Raw genomic sequence first — 21,533 nt, 5'->3', positions numbered from 1 at the left:
CAAAAATATGGGCGCAACCTTTTCGGAATGTTTGTCAAGAGCGATTGTCCCCTCGTTCGGAGAGTACTTATCGCCCAATACCTTGTGTTTTTCAATTTTTCATAGAAGTTTTGACACTACCTATCCCCTATGATGAAAATTTCTCCAATAGCAAAATAATATTTTCTTAACATTGTTTAATAATATATTATTCTGAATTTCTACATAATTCAACATTATTTTCAAAAATAAATATCAAAATATTCAAATTAATATTTAAAAATTGATAATAACGAGATAAAAATATTATTAAGACAGTGAAAAACGGAAAATAGTAATTATAAAATTAGAGAAAATAATTCTCTAATAGAGAACTTAATTATTGTCGAAATATCAAAAATATATTAATCTTTTAATAATAGACAAATTAAAAGGATGATTTTATGTCTCAACATGATTACGTCAAACACACATTTAAAGATATAACGGCTAAATTAGAAGTGGCAGATGCTCAAACAATTCAAATTCAACTTCTACGGATCCTTAAACTAGAGAAAATGATGAATGAGTTAATTTCGAAGACAACAGTCAATTATGAAATTGAAGAATATGAAAAAACTAAAAATCTTTTATTTTCCCGTCATGGCGAACTGTACGCTCAACTTGCAACGCTATACGTACAAGACGAAAATTACGAAGCAGCGGAAATTTGTTTTTTAAATGCACTTTCTTATGAAGATCAATCACAATACAATTGGGATTTTATTTTATGCATCCTTGCCAAAAATAATCTATCACCAGCTACTGATGTTAGAGTAACTGTAAATTATATAACGGAGCGTAATGCGAAACGTATTTTTGAAGATATGAAGCGAATTGAAGAGTTAATATCGAATCCAAATCTACGAACGTATTACTTAGATGAATGCAAAAAATTGCAGAAATGGCTAACAGATTTACATAAAGAAATTTATATGCGTCCACATTTAAAGGAAGCATTGTTAAAGCCACTTCGCATAACAGAAGCGTTGCCAATCGAAGAGGCACTACAACAGCTTGATAAACTTACTGGATTAGAGGAAGTAAAGGAAAGAATAAGCCGTATTCATGATTGGATTCTTTACTGTGGAATGCGAAAAGAACAAGGCTTCAAAACTGAGCCAATGAATTTACATATGGTTTTTCACGGTAATCCAGGGACAGGTAAAACGACAGTTGCCCGCATATTAGCAACAATCTATAAATCGTTAGGGGTATTAAAAAGTGGGCATCTTGTAGAAGTGGATCGTTCCCATCTAGTTGCTGGTTATGTAGGTCAGACAGCTATTAAAACGCGGGCAAAAATTGAAGCCGCGCTAGATGGAGTTTTATTTATTGATGAGGCATATTCACTCGTTCGAGGTTCTGATAATGATTTCGGGATGGAGGCAATCGATACACTAGTAAAAGCAATGGAAGATTATCAACATCGTCTGGTTGTAATTTTAGCTGGATATCCCCAAGAAATGCATCGATTCTTGGAAAGTAACCCAGGCCTACAATCTCGTTTTAAATATCATATTCACTTCCCTGATTACTCGACAGATGCATTGCTGGATATTTTACAAACCATGTTGCTAGAACGCCAATACCGGTTAGATGACAAAGCAATTCCTTATGTTCAACAACTACTCGATGACGCCATTTCAAAACACCCGGAAAAACACGGAAATGGCCGACTTGTACGAAATTTGCTGGAGGAGCTAATCTTTACGAAAGCAACTCATGCTGTGCAAAAACGTGATGACACACCACTTGATTTACTTACTATAGATATTGTGAAACAAGTGTCGATTTAACCAAATATAAAAAAGTTTGAGACAAAAGTAAAAAACCACCATTTTCCCTAAGTGAAAAATGGTGGTTTTTTGATGTTAAGGTCGTTGATTTCCATTCCGTGTGGACGCTTTCCGCGGGCATGGCCTCAACTAATTTTTGCCGACTATGGCCGGCAAAAATGGATTTTCGGCTCATGCTATTCCCGCAGGAGTCAGCCACACTCCATTCCAATCAACTTTTTCTGAAAAGCAGATTTTCAACACTATTAATTTACTAATTCTTTTTGAAAACCACTTTTGTCCCAGCCTCTTCTTCGTTTAAGTTATCCATAATTCCTATCCAAAAACAACAGCACATAACTTACGGCACATAGATAAATCGCTATTCGAGTGACTACATATATCACGGTTTCATAGAAAGTAAGTTTTCTTTCCCTCTTCGTCTTTTTAAAATGCCGATAATAGTACATTGAACACAGCACTAAAACAATTGCCGATAGTTGAAATATGTTTTCCAAAATATAAACCAATACATCATCACTTCCTTATTTTATTTATATTTTGAACTTTTAACGTGTATGTGTGCTTCTTCAATACTTCTATCACCACATGTTCATAACCTTCCAAATAAAAAAAGACAAACCCAATAAATTTTGAGTCTGTCTACATTGAACCTATTTATCTAAGAAGCTACTACTTCTTTATTTCGACGAATCCATGCAATAATCACTGCAATGATTAACGCAAATCCTAGGTACCCCATTGTTGAGTATACTTTACCTACTAATGTTGTGAAGCCAACTAAACTTGCTACAAACCCTGCTAAGCCAACTACAACTATTGTCGGTTTAAATACTTTGTGATCTGGAGCTACAAAACGTACTGTAAAGGAATAGAACATCCCCACTGCTGTGTTGTACATCATTCCTAGTAATGCAATTGCCATCAATACACCAACAGCTGGGTGAATTTGTTTCGCTAACTCTAATGTAGGCATGTCCATACCTGAAACAACATCCATTTTTACGAATATTGTTAAGTTGATTAAGATGATTAATGCCCCAAGCATTGCCCCACCAAAAATACCACCAAGACCAGCAACTTTACTATCTTTCTCTGTACCACCCATAACGATTAATAGCGCTGCACCTGCTGCAAGATTATAAGATACATATAGTAATGCACCCATGAACCAGTTAGAAGCAGCACTTGCTTGATTTTGAGCCATTTCATTCGCTTCTGAGAATGAAATATCCATCGTAAATAATGAATAGATTAAGATAATAAAGATTACGATCATTAAATAAGGTGTAATAACAGCGATTAAGTTCATAATATTTTTTACATTTAGTAATAATGTTGCGATTGTTAATGCAACCATGATAATACTTCCTACCATAGGATCAATTCCGAACATTTGATTGAAAGTAGAACCTGCCCCCGCAAACATAACGACAGCTACTCCGAATAAGAAGAATGTAATCAGTATGTCTAATACTACCCCTACATAACGACCACCAATATGATAAATTACCCCTTTATGTGAAGTTGTTTGTAGTTTTGAACCAAGTTGAGCGAGTGTCATCCCTAAAAGTGCAAATGCAATTGTAGCAACAATTCCTCCTGCAATTCCCCATATCCCAAAACTCGTAAAATACTGCATAATTTCTTGTCCAGAGGCAAAGCCGGCACCAACGATTAATCCGACAAAGGCTCCTCCTATTTGTAAACTTTTCTTCATTACGATTCACCCGCTTGTAAGTTATTTAAAGATTCTGAAAAATATATGTTCAATTTATCCTTAAGCATCGATTTATGATGCTTAAGGATGTTGCGCTTATTTATATACCTTTTTATCTACTGTGTAGGATTCTACTGTTTCGATATTTACCTTGTAACCAATTCCGGCTGTTTGTGGAACTTGAATATATCCGTCTACTGCAACGACTTCTGGCTCGATAATATCTTTTTCCCAGTAACGATTTGAGCTCGCTGTGTCCCCAGGTAAAATAAAGTTCGTTAATGTTGTTAAAGCAACATTGTGAGCACGACCAATACCAGACTCAAGCATTCCTCCACACCACACTGGAATTCCTTTTGATTCACAGTAATCATGGATTTTCTTCGCTTCTGTTAAGCCGCCAACTCGTCCAATTTTGATATTGATAATTTTTGTTGCACCAAGTTCCACTGCTTTACGCGCATCTTCAAGGGAATGGATACTTTCATCTAAACAAATTGGTGTTTTCAATTGTTTTTGTAAAGTTGCATGGTCAATTATGTCATCCGATGCTAATGGTTGTTCAATCATCGTTAAGTTAAACTCATCCAATTGTTTTAATAGTTCTGCATCACTTAAACGATAAGCAGAGTTCGCATCGGCCATAATCGCTACATCCGGGAATTTTTCACGTAATGTACGAATTACATCTACATCCCAACCTGGCTTAATTTTTACTTTAATGCGTTTGTATCCTTCTTTTACATACTCATCTACAAGGGCTACTAAATCGTCAATACTTTTTTGGATACCAATACTAATACCTACTTCAATTTTGTCTTTCTTACCACCAAGTGCTGATGCTAATGATTGATTTGTTTGTTGTGCATAAATGTCCCAAATCGCACCTTCAATAGTTGATTTCGCCATATTATTTTTACGAATTGGCTCAAAAATTTCACTCACTTCATCTGGATGGGAAATTTCTTTATTTAAAATAAGCGGAATTAAAAAGTCTTCAAGCATATGCCAGTTTGTTTTTAATGTTTCTTCATTGTACCAAGGCGAATGGAATGCCACCGATTCTCCCCAGCCAATTGTTCCATCTTCATTTTTCGCTTCTAATAGTAAAAAATCTTTATTTGTGAATGTTCCAAAGCTTGTTGTAAACGGTGCTTTTAACTTCATTTGTAAATGGCGAATTGTAATTTCAGTAATTTTCATCTTAATATCCTCCAAGTTCTAACGTATCTTTTTTTACAAAAATATAGTTATTCCATTGCTCGCTCTTTTGAATTCGAACGGCACAGTAGCCTGCATCAAACATTTGTTGAAATACTTTTCGTGTTTCCAATCGCCAATGCATTGCGTGTTCCTGGCTTTGTGCTTTTATACTTTGAAAATCCCATGGAACAGGAAGTGAATAGACATCCGCTGTCAAAGTGTCCAATGGGAATGGATTTAACGTTGGTAATCCTGCTTCATCAAATACGATTTCCCCAAGTGGCTCAGGCTTATCAATCTGTGGTTCTACTTGCTTTTCCACATAAGGGCTTTTTAAATACCAATGAACTTCAAAACGATCTGATGGTAATCCTTTGTTAAAGCCATCCTGCATTTCACCATAACAATTTTCAATGTAAGTATTACAAATACCATTCAACTTTGTTAGGTTTAAATAGCCGTTTCGAGTTTCAAGAGGATCATATGTCCAATGCATAATGTCGTACCCTTTTCTGATGGCAATTGTTCTTTGTGCATGTTTAAGTTTTTCTCCAATTTGTTGTGAGCGATAGTTTTCATCGATTCCTAACATATGTGAGCAAAGAGATACTTGACCGTTTTTGAAACCAGCAAATCCGTAACTAAATCCAACCAGCTTATCCCCATCATAGGCACCTACCATAATGCCACCATTCTTAACGGCCGTTAATGTTTGGTGAGTAGGAATTGGCTCAATACCCCAAACTTGTTTTTCAAGTTGTTGTACTTGTTCCATTTCTTCTATAGTTGTTAATTCTTTCACTTGTATCATTATTAATCTCTTCTTTCTATTTGCTGTAATGCAATAAGGAGTGCCTTTGCAATAATACGTGCTCCTACAGGTAGTTGCTGTTGATTAAACGTCATTTGTGGATGATGTAGACCCGGTGCAACACCACATCCAAGCCCAAGCATTGTTGTTTTTAAATGAGGTTTTGAGTAGGAATAAAAATGAAAATCTTCTCCACCTGGTGTCACAACTTCTGGAGCGCAATGTTCTTCCCCGACCGTATCGATAATCGACTGCTTCATAATTGCTTTCGCCTCATTATCCACTTGCGCAGCGACTATATGCGTAGCTACTTCCGTTGTAATGGTTGCACCAAACAAAGTACTAACAGCTTCCACTGCTTTTTCAAATCCGTTTGTTAAGGCGTCCATCGTTTCATTGGTTTGTGCACGGCAATCAATACTAAATGTTGCAGACCCTGGAATAATATTTGAAGAAGTTCCCCCCGCTTGAATCTGTGTCATTTTAATAGAACCAGATTCTGTTGGACTGATCCAAATGCGTTTCATTGCGTCCACTAAAGCAGAAGCTACTTCAATTGCATTGATTCCTTGTTCTGGTCGTGCACCATGGGCTTCTACACCTGTAATTGTTCCTTTAATAAGTTTTGCTGCGCCATGATGTAATGCTGGAGAATGTGCCCCATCTGGAAGTTCAATAAGTGGTCTTACATGAACACCGAATAAATACTCCAATGGGTCGATAACACCTTTTTCAACGATTTTCTTTGCTCCCTCTCCCTTTTCTTCAGCGGGTTGAAAGATTAATCGAATAGCTCCCGGTAAAGTTGCCTTCTGTTCATTTAAAAGAAGCGCCGTACCAAAGGCCATTGACATATGTCCATCATGTCCACAGGAGTGATTTGCTCGAAACTCACCATCTACTTCCTGCCAAAGTGCATCGATATCTGTCCTAAATCCAACTTTTGGAATGCCTGGCCCAATATCAACATAAAATCCTGTCACATCGTCAAATGCTTTTGGATCTAATCCTTCAGCTTTCAAAAGTTCTATTAAATAAGCCGTTGTATTTACTTCTTCCCAGCTAATTTCCGGGTTTGCATGCAAGTGTGCAAATACTTTTTGCATTCGTTCCGTTAATTGTTGGTCTGTCATATCATTCAACTCCATCGATTTGCAATAAAGCTATTTTGAAAATCATCATATTTAACACGTTGCTCATTATAGTACTCACGATCATGAGACATCATGCCGACTACTAAGGTATTTAAAAACGCAATGAGTGAGGGCATCATATCAATCGTTGAGAGCTCTGGTTGTTGCAAAACAAATGCTTCGTTTACAAAAGAATGAATCGGTGCAACGTTTGAATCTGTGATGGCTACTGTATAAACACCGCGCTTTGCAAACTCCTCTGCGATTTGAATTGGTTCTTTAAAATAGCGATGCAGTGAAATGACAATCGCTAATTCTGATTCCTTCACTTCTTGTAATGTACGAATCAACATACCCGTTTCCGTATGTACGAGTTCTACATTCGGTCGAAGCATGTTTAATGTAAATTGAAACCATTGGGCTGCAAAACTAGATGCACCGGCTCCAATTAAATAGATACGTTTCGCTTCATGTAGTTTTTTCGTTGTTTCGTGAAATTGTTCCGGATTTATTTGTTCTGCAATTCTGACAATTTGATTGCTAGTTTGGCTCATTACTTTCTCACAAAGTTGTTGCTCTTTAAATAACTCTTCTTTTGAAGAAACGTAATTACCTAGAGTACTATTTGTATTGTTTACAAATAAATACATCGTTAATTCTTTTTGTAACTGGGCATAACCATTTAAACCAATCGTATAGCAAAATCGTATGACGGTTGTTTCACTTGTCCCTGCTTGCTTTCCTACTTCACTTGCAGAATGAACACCTACATACATTGGATTATTTAATACAAAACTTGCAACCTTTTGTTGTGACTTCGATAGTGAATTAAATTGTTGTTCAATTCTTTCTTTAATCGTTAATTTATTCAAGAGGAAGTCTCCCCTTCATTTTTCATTTGATGAAGTTTACACTTCAAATATATTTAGTAATCTATCATGGAAAAATTAGATTAGCAACAATTATCTGAAATTTCTTAGTAATTTGTTTATTACATTTGAGCATGAAAGCTGTTTAAAACAGAAAAAAATTAATAAGCTAGCGATTTTTCAAATAAAAAAGAAGCAAGTTTACCAATAAAAAAACTGAGCACCTATCCATCTTTAACCATAGATAAGCGCTCAGTTTTTATTGAAATAGTACCGTGAATCCAATCCAGCCAACAAGGATAAAATTTATAGACACCAACACAATTGCCAACCATCTAATATTTTTTCTTAAGTAGTATGCTGCAGCAAGGTAAAACATTGGAAAAATCATTCCCCACCATTCAAATAGTGGTGTAGCAGCTAAATACAGAGAAAATGGAATAAATAAGATAAAAGCAATAACGAGTAAAGATGCCTTTTTTGAAGCGATCGCAATAACGGATAACACAATAGCCGCAATTATAAATGGCCAAAAGAAGATTCCCATAATAGCCCCCTTACTATTTCATTTCAAACCTTCTATATTTCACCATCGATACAATCCCTAGTAATGGCCCAATTGCTAATATTGCAAAAACCCATTCCCAACCAATGATCTTCTGCAGTATAGGAATTAGATTGATAGAAAAAATTGTGAGTAAAAACCCGATACACATTTGAAAAGTAAGGGCTGTTCCGACATATTCAACTTCAGCTACTTCTGAAACGGCCGCTGAAAATTGTGCTGAATCAGAAATGACTGACATCCCCCAAACCATTGAAATGACTAGCGTTACCCAGATTGGTTGTCCAAAGGTAAAACCTATTAATATCGAACAAATTGCACTGATGCACATAGAGATAATTGTTAAATTGGCTCTACCAATTCGGTCTGAAATAACCCCACCAACGACACAACCAATCCCTCCTGCTATCCCAATAGACAAAAATGAAGACAATGCCATAAACCAATACGGAATTTCTGGTGCATACGCTGTGAAACTTGCGATTAAAAATACAGGAAGCCATGTCCACATCGCATACAACTCCCACATATGTCCGAAGTAGCCATAGTTCGCAAGCATCACCGGTTTATTGCGTATAACTTTTTTGATTAGCTTCAATGAGAAAGGTAATTTGCTTAGTTTTACAGGTGCATCTTCCAATAACAATGTCACAATGGCAGCTGATAATAAAGCTAATAGTGAACTAATAAGAATGACAATCTTCCAATTAACTGAAGAGAAAAACATGATGACAAAGTGTGGTAAAGATGAGCCTAATGTTAATGCGGCAATTAATATCCCAATTGCGATACCCCGTTTCTTTGGAAACCATTGGGATAAAATCTTCACTGCAATCGGATAAACTCCCGCTAATGTGACACCAGTTAATATTCTTAAGGTTATTCCAAAAAAAGCGTAATCAACGAATACGAGTAACGCATTGAGTAGTGCGCCGAGGAATGCTGAAATAGCGAAAATCTTACGAGGATTAAATCGATCAGCCATTCCAAAGTACGAACTTAAAAAGGCACCAATCACAAATCCAATGGGAACAGATGCAGAAAGCCATGCTTCTGTATTTGAGCTAAGATGCCAAATTTGAATCAGTTCCGGTGCAATCACAGATGCGCTAAACCACAGACTTAACGCACATAGCTCTGCTAATCCAATCCATATTAACGCTCGCCAACTCCCTTGAATCATACCTTCCCCCCAAACTAGATTTAAGTAGTTTAATTATACAAAATATGTAAGGTAAAATGATTGTAATCAATAAAAAAGGATTGCCGTAGCAACCCTTTGAATTAAAGTTTATATACCGAAACTCTCTTTAACTTCTTTAATCTGCAGTATATGGCGTCTTTCGTGATAGCCCACAAAGGGAATCCATTGACTTAAACTAATTAGTCCAAATGCTGGATGGGGATAAGCTTTATTTTCCAAATCAATTTGATCTGCCTTTTCGACTACTGTTTTTAGCTCTTGACGAGACATCGCCAGTTTTTCTTTCAATTCTTCTAATGTAGCAAAATCATTAGTAGGAACTGAAAACTCAGGTGCTGATACCTTATACTTTCGATTAACCGTTGCTTCAATTGGCTTTGGTTTAGCCGTTTGTACTTCACCATTTTCTAATTGTTCTTTAATGATATTTGCAATGGCAATTTCCATTAAAAATAGATGTTCTAGTATTTGTTTAATAGACCACTGATCTGTAGAAGGTTTTTGATTCAACACTTCATCTGACAATGACTCTACTTCCTTCAATAATTCATCCCGTGCTAGTTCATTTATTTGCATACACCATTTCCCCTTATTCTAATTCTCTTTCGCAAAAAGTAGTTTATAAGTTTGAATAATAATTAATGGAACAAATGCCAATCCATAAATCGTCAAGATTTGAGTAGATTCTAATGTTGCCACTTCAAACCATCCGAAGATAAGAACTAAATTTAGTAGTACAAACCCAACTAAAAATGCAATCCACACAGTTAAATTTGAGAATAAGCCAATTTTAAATAGTGATTGGTCTGAGCGACAATTGAATCCATGGAACAAACGGGATAAACATAATGTCGCAAATGCCATTGTAGTACCTACTGCTGTGTCTCCAGTTGATAATCCAAGTTGAAATGCGATAATGGTTACTGCTCCAATGACAAGACCTTCTAACCCTACTTGTGTTGCGAACTTTCTATTTAATAGCGGTTCATTTATGTTACGTGGCTTTTCCTTCATCAATTTCTTATTGTGCGGTTCCAACCCAATGGCAATGGCAGGCAAGCTATCCGTTAATAAATTGATAAATAACAAATGTACTGGAAGGAATGGAACTGGTAATGCTAATAGCGTTGCATACAGAACAACAAATATCGCACCAGCATTTCCTGATAATAAAAACTTAATTGCATTTTTTATATTGGCATAAATACTTCGCCCGTTTGAAATGGCTTTTACAATCGTTAAGAAATTATCGTCCGTTAAAATCATCGATGAAGCATCTTTTGCAACTTCTGTTCCTGTTACGCCCATTGCGACACCGATATCTGCTTGTTTTAACGCAAGGGCATCATTAACCCCATCTCCTGTCATGGCAACCACATGTCCCTTATCTTGCCACGCCTTCACAATTCGAATTTTATGTTCAGGTGATACCCGCGCATAAACAGAAAATTGTTCAACTTTATCTCGCAATTCTTTATCTGATAGTTTTTCAATTTCAATACCCTCAATTGCTTCAGATGGATCTTTTAAAATACCAATCTTCTTTGCAATCGCCGCAGCTGTAATTTTATGGTCACCTGTTATCATGATAGGCTTAATACCAGCTTGAATACAATCTGCCACTGCTGGAGCTGACTCTTCTCTAGGTGGATCCATGATAGCAATTAATCCTACAAACGTATAATCTTTTTCGTCTTCTACTCGAATTTGAGGTAAGGAGACAACCCTATATGCAATTGCTAGTACCCTTAACCCCTCATTGGAAAGGTCAGTATTAGCTTGTCTCACCTTTTCAAAATGTTGCTTCGTAAAGACAGATACTCCATTAGCTGTTTCAATCCGCTTAATGCGCGGAAGAAGAACATCTAATGCACCTTTTGTAATCATAACGTAATGATTACCCATTCGATGCACAGTACTCATTAATTTTCGAGTTGAATCAAATGGAATTTCCCCTACTCGCTGATGAAGTCCTCGTACAATATGTTCATTTAGCTGATATTCATGCCCCAAATTCACTAAAGCTAATTCTGTTGGGTCTCCAATTTGTTTGTCTTCCTGAGTAACGGAATCATTACATAATACAGCCATATCCACTAATTTTTTATGAAGCATATTTGTCATTTGTAATTGATCATGCTCAACAAATTGATGTCCAGTATAAACCTTTTGAACCGTCATTTTATTTTGAGTCAGTGTTCCTGTCTTATCTGAGCAGATGATTGAAACACTACCTAAACTTTCGACAGCAGGTAATTTACGGATAATCGCATTTTGTTTTGCCATGTTTTGTGTTCCTAATGCAAGTACAATCGTAACAATCGAACTTAATGCTTCAGGAATGGCTGCAACCGCTAATGATACGGCAAACATAAATGAATCAATTAACTCGCGACCACGCAAAATATCTAATCCAAAGATGATTAGACAAATGATGATAATACCAAGTGCAAGTCGTTTCCCAAATTGGTCAAGGCTTACTTGCAGTGGTGTTTTCTTTTCTTTCGCGCTATCTAGTAAACTAGCAATCTTACCAATTTCCGTATCCATTCCAATGGCTGTCACGATGGCTTGTCCACGTCCATTTGTGACGAAACTTCCGGAAAACACCATATTTTTCTTATCGCCAAGTGATACGTCTGGTTCATTGATTTTTTGTGCTGTCTTATCGATTGCTAAGGATTCACCTGTTAAAGAACTCTCGTTTACTTGTAAACTATAACTTTCAATGACCCGACCATCTGCACTAATATAATCTCCAGCTTCCAAAATCAAAATATCTCCAACAATGACTTCTCTTGATGGGATTTCAATAACTTGTCCATCCCTTAACACTTTAGAAATAGGAGCTGCCATTGCTTTTAAACTATTTAGCGATTTCTCAGCTTTAATATGTTGAATTGTCCCAAGTATTGCATTTAACACAATCACCACAATAATGACACTGGAACTTTCAAAATCTCCTAAAAACATAGAAATAATCGCTGCGAAGATTAAAATGATGACCAAAAAATCTTGAAACTGCTCAAGGAATACTTGCAAAGCACTTTTCGGTTTACCTTCTTTTAGTTCGTTATATCCAAACCTCTTTTGCCTATATCGTACCTCAAAGTCTGTTAATCCGTGTTGTGGAACGTCCAATTCTTTCATTACCTCTTTTACAGACGCTTGGTAATATTCTGTCATAACTGCTATCCTCCCCATAGTTCTATCCAAATGACCTTGTGTAATAGAGTGAATTCTCTTTTGGTGTCCTATTAAAATGGATTATTAATATAAACAAATCTATGGTTGCAATTAGCAAAATATACTATTTTTGAAACTACTTTTTATGAAGTTTAAGTTAATTTTTATTTTAAATACAAACTACCTTTAAAATTTCGGATGTTATAAACAAATGCACTAAGGGGAAATATAAAAAATATCATGGAAATTCACAATCAAGGCTCTCTTTTTAGATTGATTAGGTAGGAAGGTATTTATAATGAAAAATATTTCAAACGTTTTTTGGATTTCAGTTATAGTTGTTTTCATTGCAGCAATATTTGGGGTTGCTGCACCTGAGAGTTTTGAAAAAACAACAGGAAACATACAAGAATTTTTAACTTCATCATTTGGCTGGTATTATTTAATACTCGTTACCGTCATTGCGCTCTTTTGTATTTTCCTTATTTTCAGCCCAGTTGGCGTAATCAGATTAGGTAAACAAGATGAAAAACCCGAGTTTTCAAGAGCTTCCTGGTTTGCAATGTTGTTTAGTGCTGGAATGGGAATTGGTCTTGTGTTTTGGGGAGCTGCGGAACCCCTCTCTCATTTCGTAGATCCTCCTCTAGCTGAACCAAGTACGGATGCAGCATATAAAGAGGCGATGCGTTATACATTTTTCCACTGGGGCATTCATGCATGGGGAATTTATGCAATCGTAGCATTAGTATTAGCGTACTTTAATTTTCGTAAGGGAGAACCTGGCCTCATCTCCGCAACATTGAAGCCTGTTTTAGGAAAGAAAGCAATGGATGGTATTCTTGGAACCATTGTGGATGTATTAGCAGTTGTGGCAACAGTTGTCGGTGTAGCAACTACTCTAGGTTTTGGTGCAACACAAATTAATGGCGGATTGTCATTTCTATTTGGCATACCAAGCAATTTTACAATTCAATTAATCATTGTAGCGATTGTTACGGTTTTGTTTATTATTTCTGCGGCATCTGGTTTAGGAAAAGGGATCCAAATCTTAAGTAACGCAAATATGTTTCTTGCTATTGCTTTACTAATTTTAATGTTTATTGTTGGACCTACAATTCTCATCTTAAATATGTTCACAGATTCTATTGGTGGCTATATACAAAATATCGTTCAAATGAGCTTCCGGATTGCACCACTAAATGACGAGCATCGTTCATGGATTAATAGTTGGACAATATTTTATTGGGCATGGTGGATTTCATGGGCGCCATTTGTAGGAATCTTTATCGCGCGAGTATCTAAAGGACGAACAATACGTGAGTTTGTTATAGGTGTTTTATTACTTCCAACATTGGTCAGCTTTATATGGTTTGCTGTATTCGGTACATCCGCAATTGAAATTCAAAAAGCTGTACCTACTGATATTTCTAGTTTAGCAACGGAAGAAGTACTTTTTGCTATTTTCAACGAGTTACCTTGGTCTACTATTTTGTCGATTGTAGCAATTGCACTTGTTAGTACATTTTTTATTACTTCAGCCGATTCAGCAACCTTTGTACTAGGAATGCAAACGACGAACGGTTCACTTACTCCCCCAAATGCAGTGAAAATCACTTGGGGTATCGCACAATCAATAGTAGCATTAGTTCTATTATTTAGCGGTGGATTACAAGCACTTCAAAATGCATTGATAATCGCAGCATTTCCATTTTCATTTATCATTATTTTAATGATGATATCCCTTTATCGTTCTTTAGCAAAAGATAAAAAAGAGCTTGGGCTATACCATAAACCAAAACCTCGTAAAAAAGCGGAGAATACGAAAAGTTAGGGTGTCCAAAATTGGGCACCCCTTTTCTTATGTGAGAAAATAATAAATACTGTCCATAAAATAGACAGCATCGAAAATATTAACTAACTTTCATTCCATTATGATTCAAAACTTTTTTCATATGCAAAATAATCATTTCTCCCACTTCTTCAAGCCAAACATCGTCCATTATATTGAGGATTAATTGCATACCGCGGCCCCGTGACCCATAATTCAACTTGTCACTTTTTTCAAAATGAAACAGCTTACCCTTTTGTTTAATACAGATTTCTAATTCTTCCTCAGATGTATTCCACAAAATTTCTATCGAATTACCTTCTCCATATTCTAGGGCATTCACTAATGTTTCTTCCGTCACAAGACAAAGAAATAGCTGTTCTTTTTCTAAGTAGCCTAACTGTTGTGCCAAATCGCTTGTATAATCCATCGCTTTTAAAACATCATGTTCTGATACGATTTCCATTGAATTTACATTACCCGTTTCTAAATTCATTTTCGCTCCTTTGTTTATACTAGAGTTGTTTTGAACAGCTTTTATAGACTCTACAACTTTGCGATTAACATCGTAACATCATCATAAAATGCAGGAGTATTAAGATCCTTACATTGTTGCTCAATGACAAGGGACAACATTTTACTCAAGTCATTTGTTCGATGCTTTAACAAATTGCCTTTTAATTTATCAATATTTTTTCGAATTTGATTTTCTTCACTTTCGATGAGTCCATCTGTATAAAAAACCATCCATGTTTGCTCATTTTCATATGTATAAAACCCTGTTTCAACTTCTATTTCTGCTAACATCCCTAAAGGAACCGTACCATCAGCAAGCTCTCTAATAGAACCGTTAGCACATAGAAGTAAGGCAGGCGGATGACCAGCTGAAGCAAATTGAATCGTATGCGTATTAGTATCGATCATTGCATAGACACATGTTAGATAATAATTTTTCATTTGTAACGATTCTTTATCTTGAAATAAAGTATAGACATGTTTGTTTAATTCTTTTAAAACAATTTCAGGCTCTACACATTTATTTACGATTCCGCGCAATAACGAACGCACACTCATACAAACAAGGGCTGATGCTACACCATGTCCCATAACATCCAGCATAATCACGCCATAACGATGGGAATCGATTTGATACCAAGCATATGTATCGCCACCTAAAATATCTGATGGGAGATAAATTCCCTCTATATGAAAGGAATCGTTTTGAATCGGATGAGAAAGTGCGCTTTTTTGCACTTCTTTCGCTAATAATAAATCATCTTTTAATCGTTGTTCCGCTTTTTTTCGTGCTGTAATGTCCGTAATAACAGCAGCATAATAAAGGGGTTGTCCGTGATCATCATTTATTTTTGTAATGGTAGTCTGTTGGAGAAACAGCTCCCCATCTTCTTTTATATTCCAAATTTCACCCATCCATTTCCCATTTTGCTCGATGGATTCCCACATATTTCGGTAAAAGGCCTCATCATGTTTGCCAGATTGGAAAATGCCTGGTGTTTTTCCAATCACTTCTTCACCAAAACCTGTAATCATGGAAAATGCAGGGTTAATAAAGCGAATAATTCCCTTTGTATCAGTAATAAACACGCCTTCTAACATATTTTGAAAAAGGCGGTCTGCTACAAGAAGTCGGCCTTCTATATTTCGTTCTGCTTCATCAGATGAAAAAAATTGATGTTCGATAATAATATCATCAAGTTCTTTAGTCATGATCAATCGCCTGGAAATATTCAATTGCTTCTTTTTCTATTTCGAATAATTTCATAAAGCTAGAAAACTTCACAATTGAAAAGATTTCTTTAATCGAGTCTTCCATATTCGAAATGACTAATTCTTTGTTATTGCGTTTTGCTTGTACAACGCTTTCGGCAATAATGCCTAAACCCGCACTGTTAATGTAGGTTGTTTCGGCTAAATTTAAAATTAGGTTTTGAGAATCTTGGTTTAAAAGATTGTTCATTTCTTGACGAAACAATTCTATATTTTTTAAAGTAATATTTTCCTTCCATTCAAGTACTTGAATGACGTTATTTACTGTTTTTAACACTTCTAAACCTCCTTTATTGTAATAAGAGGCTGGGACAAAAAAGTGTTGATTTTTCGATGTAGTGAAAGTTGATTTCCATTCCGTGTGGACGCTTTCCGCGGGCATGGCCTCAACTAATTTTTGCCGACTATGGCCGGCAAAAATGGATTTTCGGCTCATGCCATTCCCGCAGGAGTCTGCCACACTACATTCCAATCAACTTTTTTTCTAAATAGCAAATTTTCAACACTAATATTCTAAATAAATTTGAAGAACCATTTTGTCCCAATCTCTATCAAAAATTATTTAATTTTAAATTGTGCTGTTAGTTGGTTTAATGCTTCGGCCATTTCGGCTAGTGTTTCGGCTGTTGCTGCTGTTTCTTCAAGGCCAGCACTAATTTCTTCAGTTACTGCGGCAATGCTCGTTACAGCTTGTTGAACTTCTTCTGCTTGAGCCGTTTGTTGTTCATTAGCTGCTGCAATTTCTGTCACTTTAGCAGAAGAATCTCCTACTAGTTGTAAGATATCATTAAATGTACTTTCGACTTTTTCTGCTTTTTCACTACCCACTTCAACCGTGTGCACAGATTCTTTTGTATTTTCTTGAATAATATTAACTAGCTCTGAAATTTCCTTTGTTGCTTTCGAGCTACGTTCTGCTAATTTGCGTACTTCATCTGCTACAACCGCAAATCCTTTTCCAGCTTCTCCAGCTCGTGCTGCTTCAATTGCAGCATTCAATGCAAGTAAATTTGTTTGTTCTGCAATATCGTCAATTACTTCAACAATTTCACCAATTTGCTCAGACTTATTCGATAACTCATAAATGCTATCACGAATTGCTCTCATACCTTGGATTGCGTCATTGATGACGATGCCACCTTGTTTCGCTTCAGTCATTGTATTTTCTGCTAATTCTGCAGCCTGTTCAGCATTTTGTGCCACATCTTCCACAACGTTTGTCATTTCTCTCATCATTGCAGCAGAAGCACCCGCATCATGAGATTGTTGTTGGCTACCAGAAGCAATTTCTTCTGTACTTGCAGAAATTTGTTGAGAACATGCTGCTAATTCATTCGCTGAGTGTATTACTTTTTCCATTGCAGTACGTGTTGCTTCAGTCAATTGGTTAAATGAAGAGACCATTTTTCCAATTTCATCATTCGACTCATAGTTCACACGAACCGTTAAGTCGCCTTTTTCTGCTTCTTTCATCACATCCACTACATCTTTTAGTGGGTTTACAATTGCTTTCGAGATTACTGTACTTAATACGATGAAAATAATACTAGCTAGCACCATAACAGTAATCATCACTGTTCTTGCAAAATTTTTCTCGCTAATTGTTAATTCTAATGTTTCATCTGCACGATCTGATAAATATTCTGCAACATCTTGTAACGTTGTATTTAAAGTTGCAAGAGGTGTTTCTAAATTAGCTTTGTAATAAGCAAAGGCATCTTCACTTGTCCCTGTTTCTACAATTTTGTATAACTGTTCACGTTTTGTACCGATTTCTGTAATAGCATCGCCAATCGTTCCAATACGTTCTTTTTCATAATCCGTTAACTTTACTTCTTTGTACATCGCAAAATATTCTTGGATATGTTGAGCACGTTCCTTCACTTGATTAATTAAGTTAGCTCTTTCCATTTCATCTTTTGTTAATATAATTTCTTTTACAAGCGCTTCGTTTGCACGGCTTTGTGCACGAATATCATTCAACCATTTGATTGGTAGTAATTCATTTTCATATATGTCAGTCGTTTGGTCAGACATTTTTTCCATATAGAACATGCCAAATATGCCTACAATTAATAGGAAAACGATGGTTAAACCACTTAACATTTTTAACTTATTGGAGATTTTTATATTATTGAGCCAAGTCATCTTACTGCCTCCTGTTCAGAATTGATTTTCTGATTTAATTGAAGTAACGTATCAATTTCAATGATTCGATTGATATTTAATAGAATCATCAGGCGATCATCGAAATGGTACATGCCTTGAATATATTCTTGTTCAACTAAACTTTCGTAATTTGGTGCTTCTTCCATCTTGTTCTCATCGACCTTTAATACTTGTGTTACTCGGTCAACTAATAATCCAAGTAACTCGTTATTAATTTCGACGATGATAATTCGCGACTTTCTTGTGAGTGGTTGTATTGGTAGCCCAAGTCGTTTTCGTAAGTCCATCACTGAAATAAGCTTTCCTCTAAAATTACTCATACCAATAATGGAATACGGCGAATTAATAATTGGTGAAATCGAAGGTACCGTAATGATATCTTTTACTTTGTCGATTTCAATGCCGTACTCTTCTTCACCTAAATAGAATGAAGTCACACCAATTACTTTTTCATGTTGATTCGTAGCTAGACTTTGATTGTACGGAATGGAATCTTTTACGCCTTCCTCAAGGACAATCGAAGCAACATCAAGTATTAAAGCTACTTTCCCATCGCCCATAATCGTTGCACCAGCAATATATTTTGGTGAGCCCATATATTTGCCAAGGGGTTTGATAACGATCTCTTGATTTCCAAGGGTTTGATCGATTACAAGTCCAATTCGTTTTTCTGCTAATCCGACAATTACTACTAAAAGTCGTTTGCTTTTATTGATTTGATCTTCTGAAGCATTAAAACGTTTATGTAATCGTACTAATGGAAGTACTTGATCTCGAACGATTCCTACTTCTTGGTTTTGAATTGTTTTAATTTCATGTTTTCCTAGTCTTATAATCTCTTGGACGTTTACAAGTGGAACGGCGAATTGTTTATCACCCAATTTCACAAGCAACGAACGGATAATGGCCAACGTTAACGGCAATTTAATGGTGAATGTTGTTCCTTCACCTTGTTTTGTTTCAATATCAATAAGCCCATTTAGCTTTTCGATATGGGTACGCACAATATCCATTCCCACACCACGACCAGAGATTTCAGTTACCTTTGCTGCTGTTGATACGCCCGATTTAAAAATAAGGAATAGGATATCCTTTTCAGACATTCGTTCCGCTTCAGCCGGTGTAATCTGTTGTTTTTTGATAGCGGATTGTTTTAGCTTTTCCGTATCAATCCCATTACCATCATCGGAAATCGTAATGACGATATGATTTTCTTTATGAGCAGCTTTTAAAATCACGGTACCTTGTGGAGACTTCCCTTTTTTCTCACGTTCTGCAGGGGATTCAATTCCATGGTCCAGTGCATTTCGTAAAAGATGAATGATTGGATCGCCAATCTCATCGATTAAGTTGCGATCTAATTCGGTTTCTTTACCTTCAATAATAAAATTAACTTCCTTCCCTGCTGTTTGAGCAAGGTCACGAACCATACGAGGGAAACGATTAAACAACTGTTCAATCGGCAACATTCTCGTTTTCATCATTCCTTCATGTAGTTCGCTGACAATTTGTCCTAGCTGATTGTCTACTTCATGGAAGTCTTCTATTATCGATTCATTTGGATAACGTTCTGATAAGCGATTTCCAACATCTTTTAGGCGGGTTTGACTAATCACTAATTCCCCTACAAGATTAAGTAAATATTCTAAACGCTCTACATCAACCCGTACTGTTTGTTGTACTTTTAGTTTTGCATCTTTTTTAGGTGCAGGTGGTGGAGCTTGAGGTGGCTTTTGCTCAACAATGCCTACCTTTTTCCCTTTTGTAAAACTCTCTAAGTTTTCAGGCTTGATTTCACTTAAATGAACACTCTTAATATCTGAAATACTATTAATTGTGGACAGTACTTCGTGATTTTTGGAATCGGTTACAACTATGTATACTAAACTGCCTTCAAACTTTTCTTCATCTTCAATCACTTCTGTTGACGGGAAAGATGCAAGGATTTCCCCAATTTCTTTTAAATTATTATTAATTAAAAAGGCACGGACAGATTTCAACATTGCATTTGGATTTAATGCGACATAAACCGCAATAACGTTCATCTTCATTTCAAATGCTTTTTCTACCATATCCTTTTGGTATTCATCAAAAATAACTTCCGGGAAAATAATTTCATCGGATGATGTCTTTTCTTCTTGTTTCACATCCGTTTTTGCTGTTGGCTCACCCGCAGTGGCACTATTTTTACACGCTTCTAACTTTTCAATCAGCTGGGAAACATCTACAGAATCAACAGTGCCTTCTAAAATCGCTTCTTTAAATAATTTGATTGTATCGATTGAATCAAAAATAAGATTAATAATTTGGGTATTTACTTTTAATTGTTGATTTCGGATTGCATCAAACACATTTTCTACTTTATGGGTTAACTCTTTCATCGTAGTCATTCCCATTGCAGCAGAAGACCCTTTTAATGTGTGAGCAGCACGGAAGATTTTTTGGATTGTTTCTTGGTTTTCACCATCTTGCTCTAATACTAGGACTTCCTCTTCCAAGATTTGAAGCTGTTCATCTACTTCATCTAAAAAGGCACCTAGATAGACGGACATATCCATCTCCATGGTTTTATCCCTCCTTTACCTCCTCAGGATAGAGCACTTTTTGTAAATTCAATATGCCAACTAATTGGTCATTTACTTTTGCAAATCCTTTGAAGCAATCTTTTTCGATAGTGTTAAACATTTCTAATGGCGGTTCCAACTGTTCGTCTTCAATATGAGTGACCATTAATACTTCATCTACAATTAGACCTATGCCTTCATCCTCATTTCGAATAATGATAATACGTGTTTTTTTGTTGAATGGTACTATAGGTAATTTATAGCGCATACGCAACTGAACAACCGGTATAATACTACCTCTTAAATTAATCACACCATTAATGTAATCCCGATCGTTTACAACTTCTGTAATGGGCTGAATCCGAATAATTTCTACAACTTCCTTTATTGAAAGGGCACATAATTGTTTCTCTATCGCAAACACGACATATTGACCAAAGAGTTGGTCTTTATCGAACTCCTTCATACACATCCCCTCAACTAGTTAAACTTTAGTACTACTTATTACAAATACATAATATCGCACAAAAATTGGATAATAAATATACCTTTTATCATTTCTAAACTATTGTCACATTTCTTTCTTCCTGACACGAATATAAGTAAAAAGAACTATGAAATTTTTCTTGCAATCTATACATTTAAAGTAACAAATATCCAATTGTGAAAGATTTTT

The 21,533-nt window shown here is 35.9% G+C and carries 17 protein-coding genes; 2 read left to right on the top strand and 15 right to left on the bottom strand.

The window, feature by feature from the left end; all coding sequences use genetic code 11:
- Positions 1-422 precede the first annotated feature (422 nt).
- Positions 423-1,817 (top strand): AAA family ATPase, encoded by a 1,395-nt coding sequence (locus D8M03_RS09165; RefSeq protein ID WP_121214470.1) that lies wholly within the window; start codon positions 423-425, stop codon positions 1,815-1,817.
- Positions 1,818-2,478: 661 nt separating this feature from the next.
- Here the strand turns inward: D8M03_RS09165 and D8M03_RS09155 are convergent.
- The 9 genes from D8M03_RS09155 to D8M03_RS09115 form a co-directional block, all read right to left on the bottom strand.
- Positions 2,479-3,537, bottom strand: a complete 1,059-nt coding sequence (locus tag D8M03_RS09155) for a YkvI family membrane protein (RefSeq protein ID WP_121214468.1) — start codon at positions 3,535-3,537, stop codon at positions 2,479-2,481.
- Between the two features lie 96 nt (positions 3,538-3,633).
- Complete coding sequence (gene menC / locus D8M03_RS09150) at positions 3,634-4,740, bottom strand: o-succinylbenzoate synthase (protein ID WP_121214467.1); 1,107 nt, start codon at positions 4,738-4,740, stop codon at positions 3,634-3,636.
- A 1-nt stretch (position 4,741) separates the two neighbouring features.
- Positions 4,742-5,551: a GNAT family N-acetyltransferase gene (locus tag D8M03_RS09145; protein ID WP_121214466.1), complete on the bottom strand. Its 810-nt coding sequence runs from the start codon at positions 5,549-5,551 to the stop codon at positions 4,742-4,744.
- 2 nt (positions 5,552-5,553) lie between these two features.
- Entirely contained in the window at positions 5,554-6,684 is a 1,131-nt protein-coding gene (locus D8M03_RS09140; protein WP_121214465.1) for an amidohydrolase, read from the bottom strand.
- A 5-nt stretch (positions 6,685-6,689) separates the two neighbouring features.
- Positions 6,690-7,556, bottom strand: coding sequence for a MurR/RpiR family transcriptional regulator (locus D8M03_RS09135; protein WP_121214464.1), 867 nt, complete (start codon positions 7,554-7,556; stop codon positions 6,690-6,692).
- A 256-nt stretch (positions 7,557-7,812) separates the two neighbouring features.
- Positions 7,813-8,100, bottom strand: a complete 288-nt coding sequence (locus D8M03_RS09130; RefSeq protein ID WP_121214463.1) for a hypothetical protein — start codon at positions 8,098-8,100, stop codon at positions 7,813-7,815.
- Positions 8,101-8,113: 13 nt separating this feature from the next.
- Positions 8,114-9,301, bottom strand: coding sequence for an MFS transporter (locus D8M03_RS09125; RefSeq protein ID WP_121214462.1), 1,188 nt, complete (start codon positions 9,299-9,301; stop codon positions 8,114-8,116).
- A 108-nt stretch (positions 9,302-9,409) separates the two neighbouring features.
- Entirely contained in the window at positions 9,410-9,898 is a 489-nt protein-coding gene (locus tag D8M03_RS09120) for a DinB family protein (RefSeq protein WP_121214461.1), read from the bottom strand.
- A gap of 18 nt (positions 9,899-9,916) precedes the next feature.
- Positions 9,917-12,508: a cation-translocating P-type ATPase gene (locus D8M03_RS09115; RefSeq protein WP_121214460.1), complete on the bottom strand. Its 2,592-nt coding sequence runs from the start codon at positions 12,506-12,508 to the stop codon at positions 9,917-9,919.
- A 298-nt stretch (positions 12,509-12,806) separates the two neighbouring features.
- Between D8M03_RS09115 and D8M03_RS09110 the strand changes: the two genes are divergently transcribed.
- Complete coding sequence (locus D8M03_RS09110) at positions 12,807-14,339, top strand: glycine betaine uptake BCCT transporter (RefSeq protein WP_121214459.1); 1,533 nt, start codon at positions 12,807-12,809, stop codon at positions 14,337-14,339.
- A 79-nt stretch (positions 14,340-14,418) separates the two neighbouring features.
- Here the strand turns inward: D8M03_RS09110 and D8M03_RS09105 are convergent, their stop codons facing one another.
- The 6 genes from D8M03_RS09105 to D8M03_RS09080 all read right to left on the bottom strand — a co-directional run bounded on the left by D8M03_RS09105 (position 14,419) and on the right by D8M03_RS09080 (position 21,323).
- The gene (locus D8M03_RS09105) at positions 14,419-14,832 is read right to left on the bottom strand and encodes an ATP-binding protein (RefSeq protein ID WP_121214458.1); all 414 of its coding nucleotides are present in this window, start codon (positions 14,830-14,832) and stop codon (positions 14,419-14,421) included.
- Positions 14,833-14,882: 50 nt separating this feature from the next.
- On the bottom strand, positions 14,883-16,064 hold the full coding sequence (locus D8M03_RS09100; RefSeq protein WP_121214457.1) for a PP2C family protein-serine/threonine phosphatase: 1,182 nt from the start codon (positions 16,062-16,064) through the stop codon (positions 14,883-14,885).
- Positions 16,057-16,401, bottom strand: coding sequence for an STAS domain-containing protein (locus D8M03_RS09095; protein ID WP_245987521.1), 345 nt, complete (start codon positions 16,399-16,401; stop codon positions 16,057-16,059). Before D8M03_RS09095 ends, D8M03_RS09100 begins: the two co-directional genes overlap by 8 nt.
- Before the next feature lie 281 nt (positions 16,402-16,682).
- Positions 16,683-18,272, bottom strand: coding sequence for a methyl-accepting chemotaxis protein (locus tag D8M03_RS09090; RefSeq protein WP_121214456.1), 1,590 nt, complete (start codon positions 18,270-18,272; stop codon positions 16,683-16,685).
- Positions 18,269-20,857 carry a chemotaxis protein CheA gene (locus D8M03_RS09085; RefSeq protein WP_121214455.1) on the bottom strand — a complete coding sequence of 863 codons (2,589 nt, stop codon included), beginning with the start codon at positions 20,855-20,857 and terminating at the stop codon, positions 18,269-18,271. Before D8M03_RS09085 ends, D8M03_RS09090 begins: the two co-directional genes overlap by 4 nt.
- 4 nt (positions 20,858-20,861) lie before the next feature.
- On the bottom strand, positions 20,862-21,323 hold the full coding sequence (locus tag D8M03_RS09080; RefSeq protein WP_121214454.1) for a chemotaxis protein CheW: 462 nt from the start codon (positions 21,321-21,323) through the stop codon (positions 20,862-20,864).
- Positions 21,324-21,533 lie beyond the last annotated feature (210 nt).

This window comes from Ureibacillus endophyticus (genome assembly GCF_003628435.1).
GTDB classification, from domain to species: Bacteria; Bacillota; Bacilli; order Bacillales_A; family Planococcaceae; genus Ureibacillus; species Ureibacillus endophyticus.
This window is presented reverse-complemented; position numbering and strand designations above follow the sequence as displayed.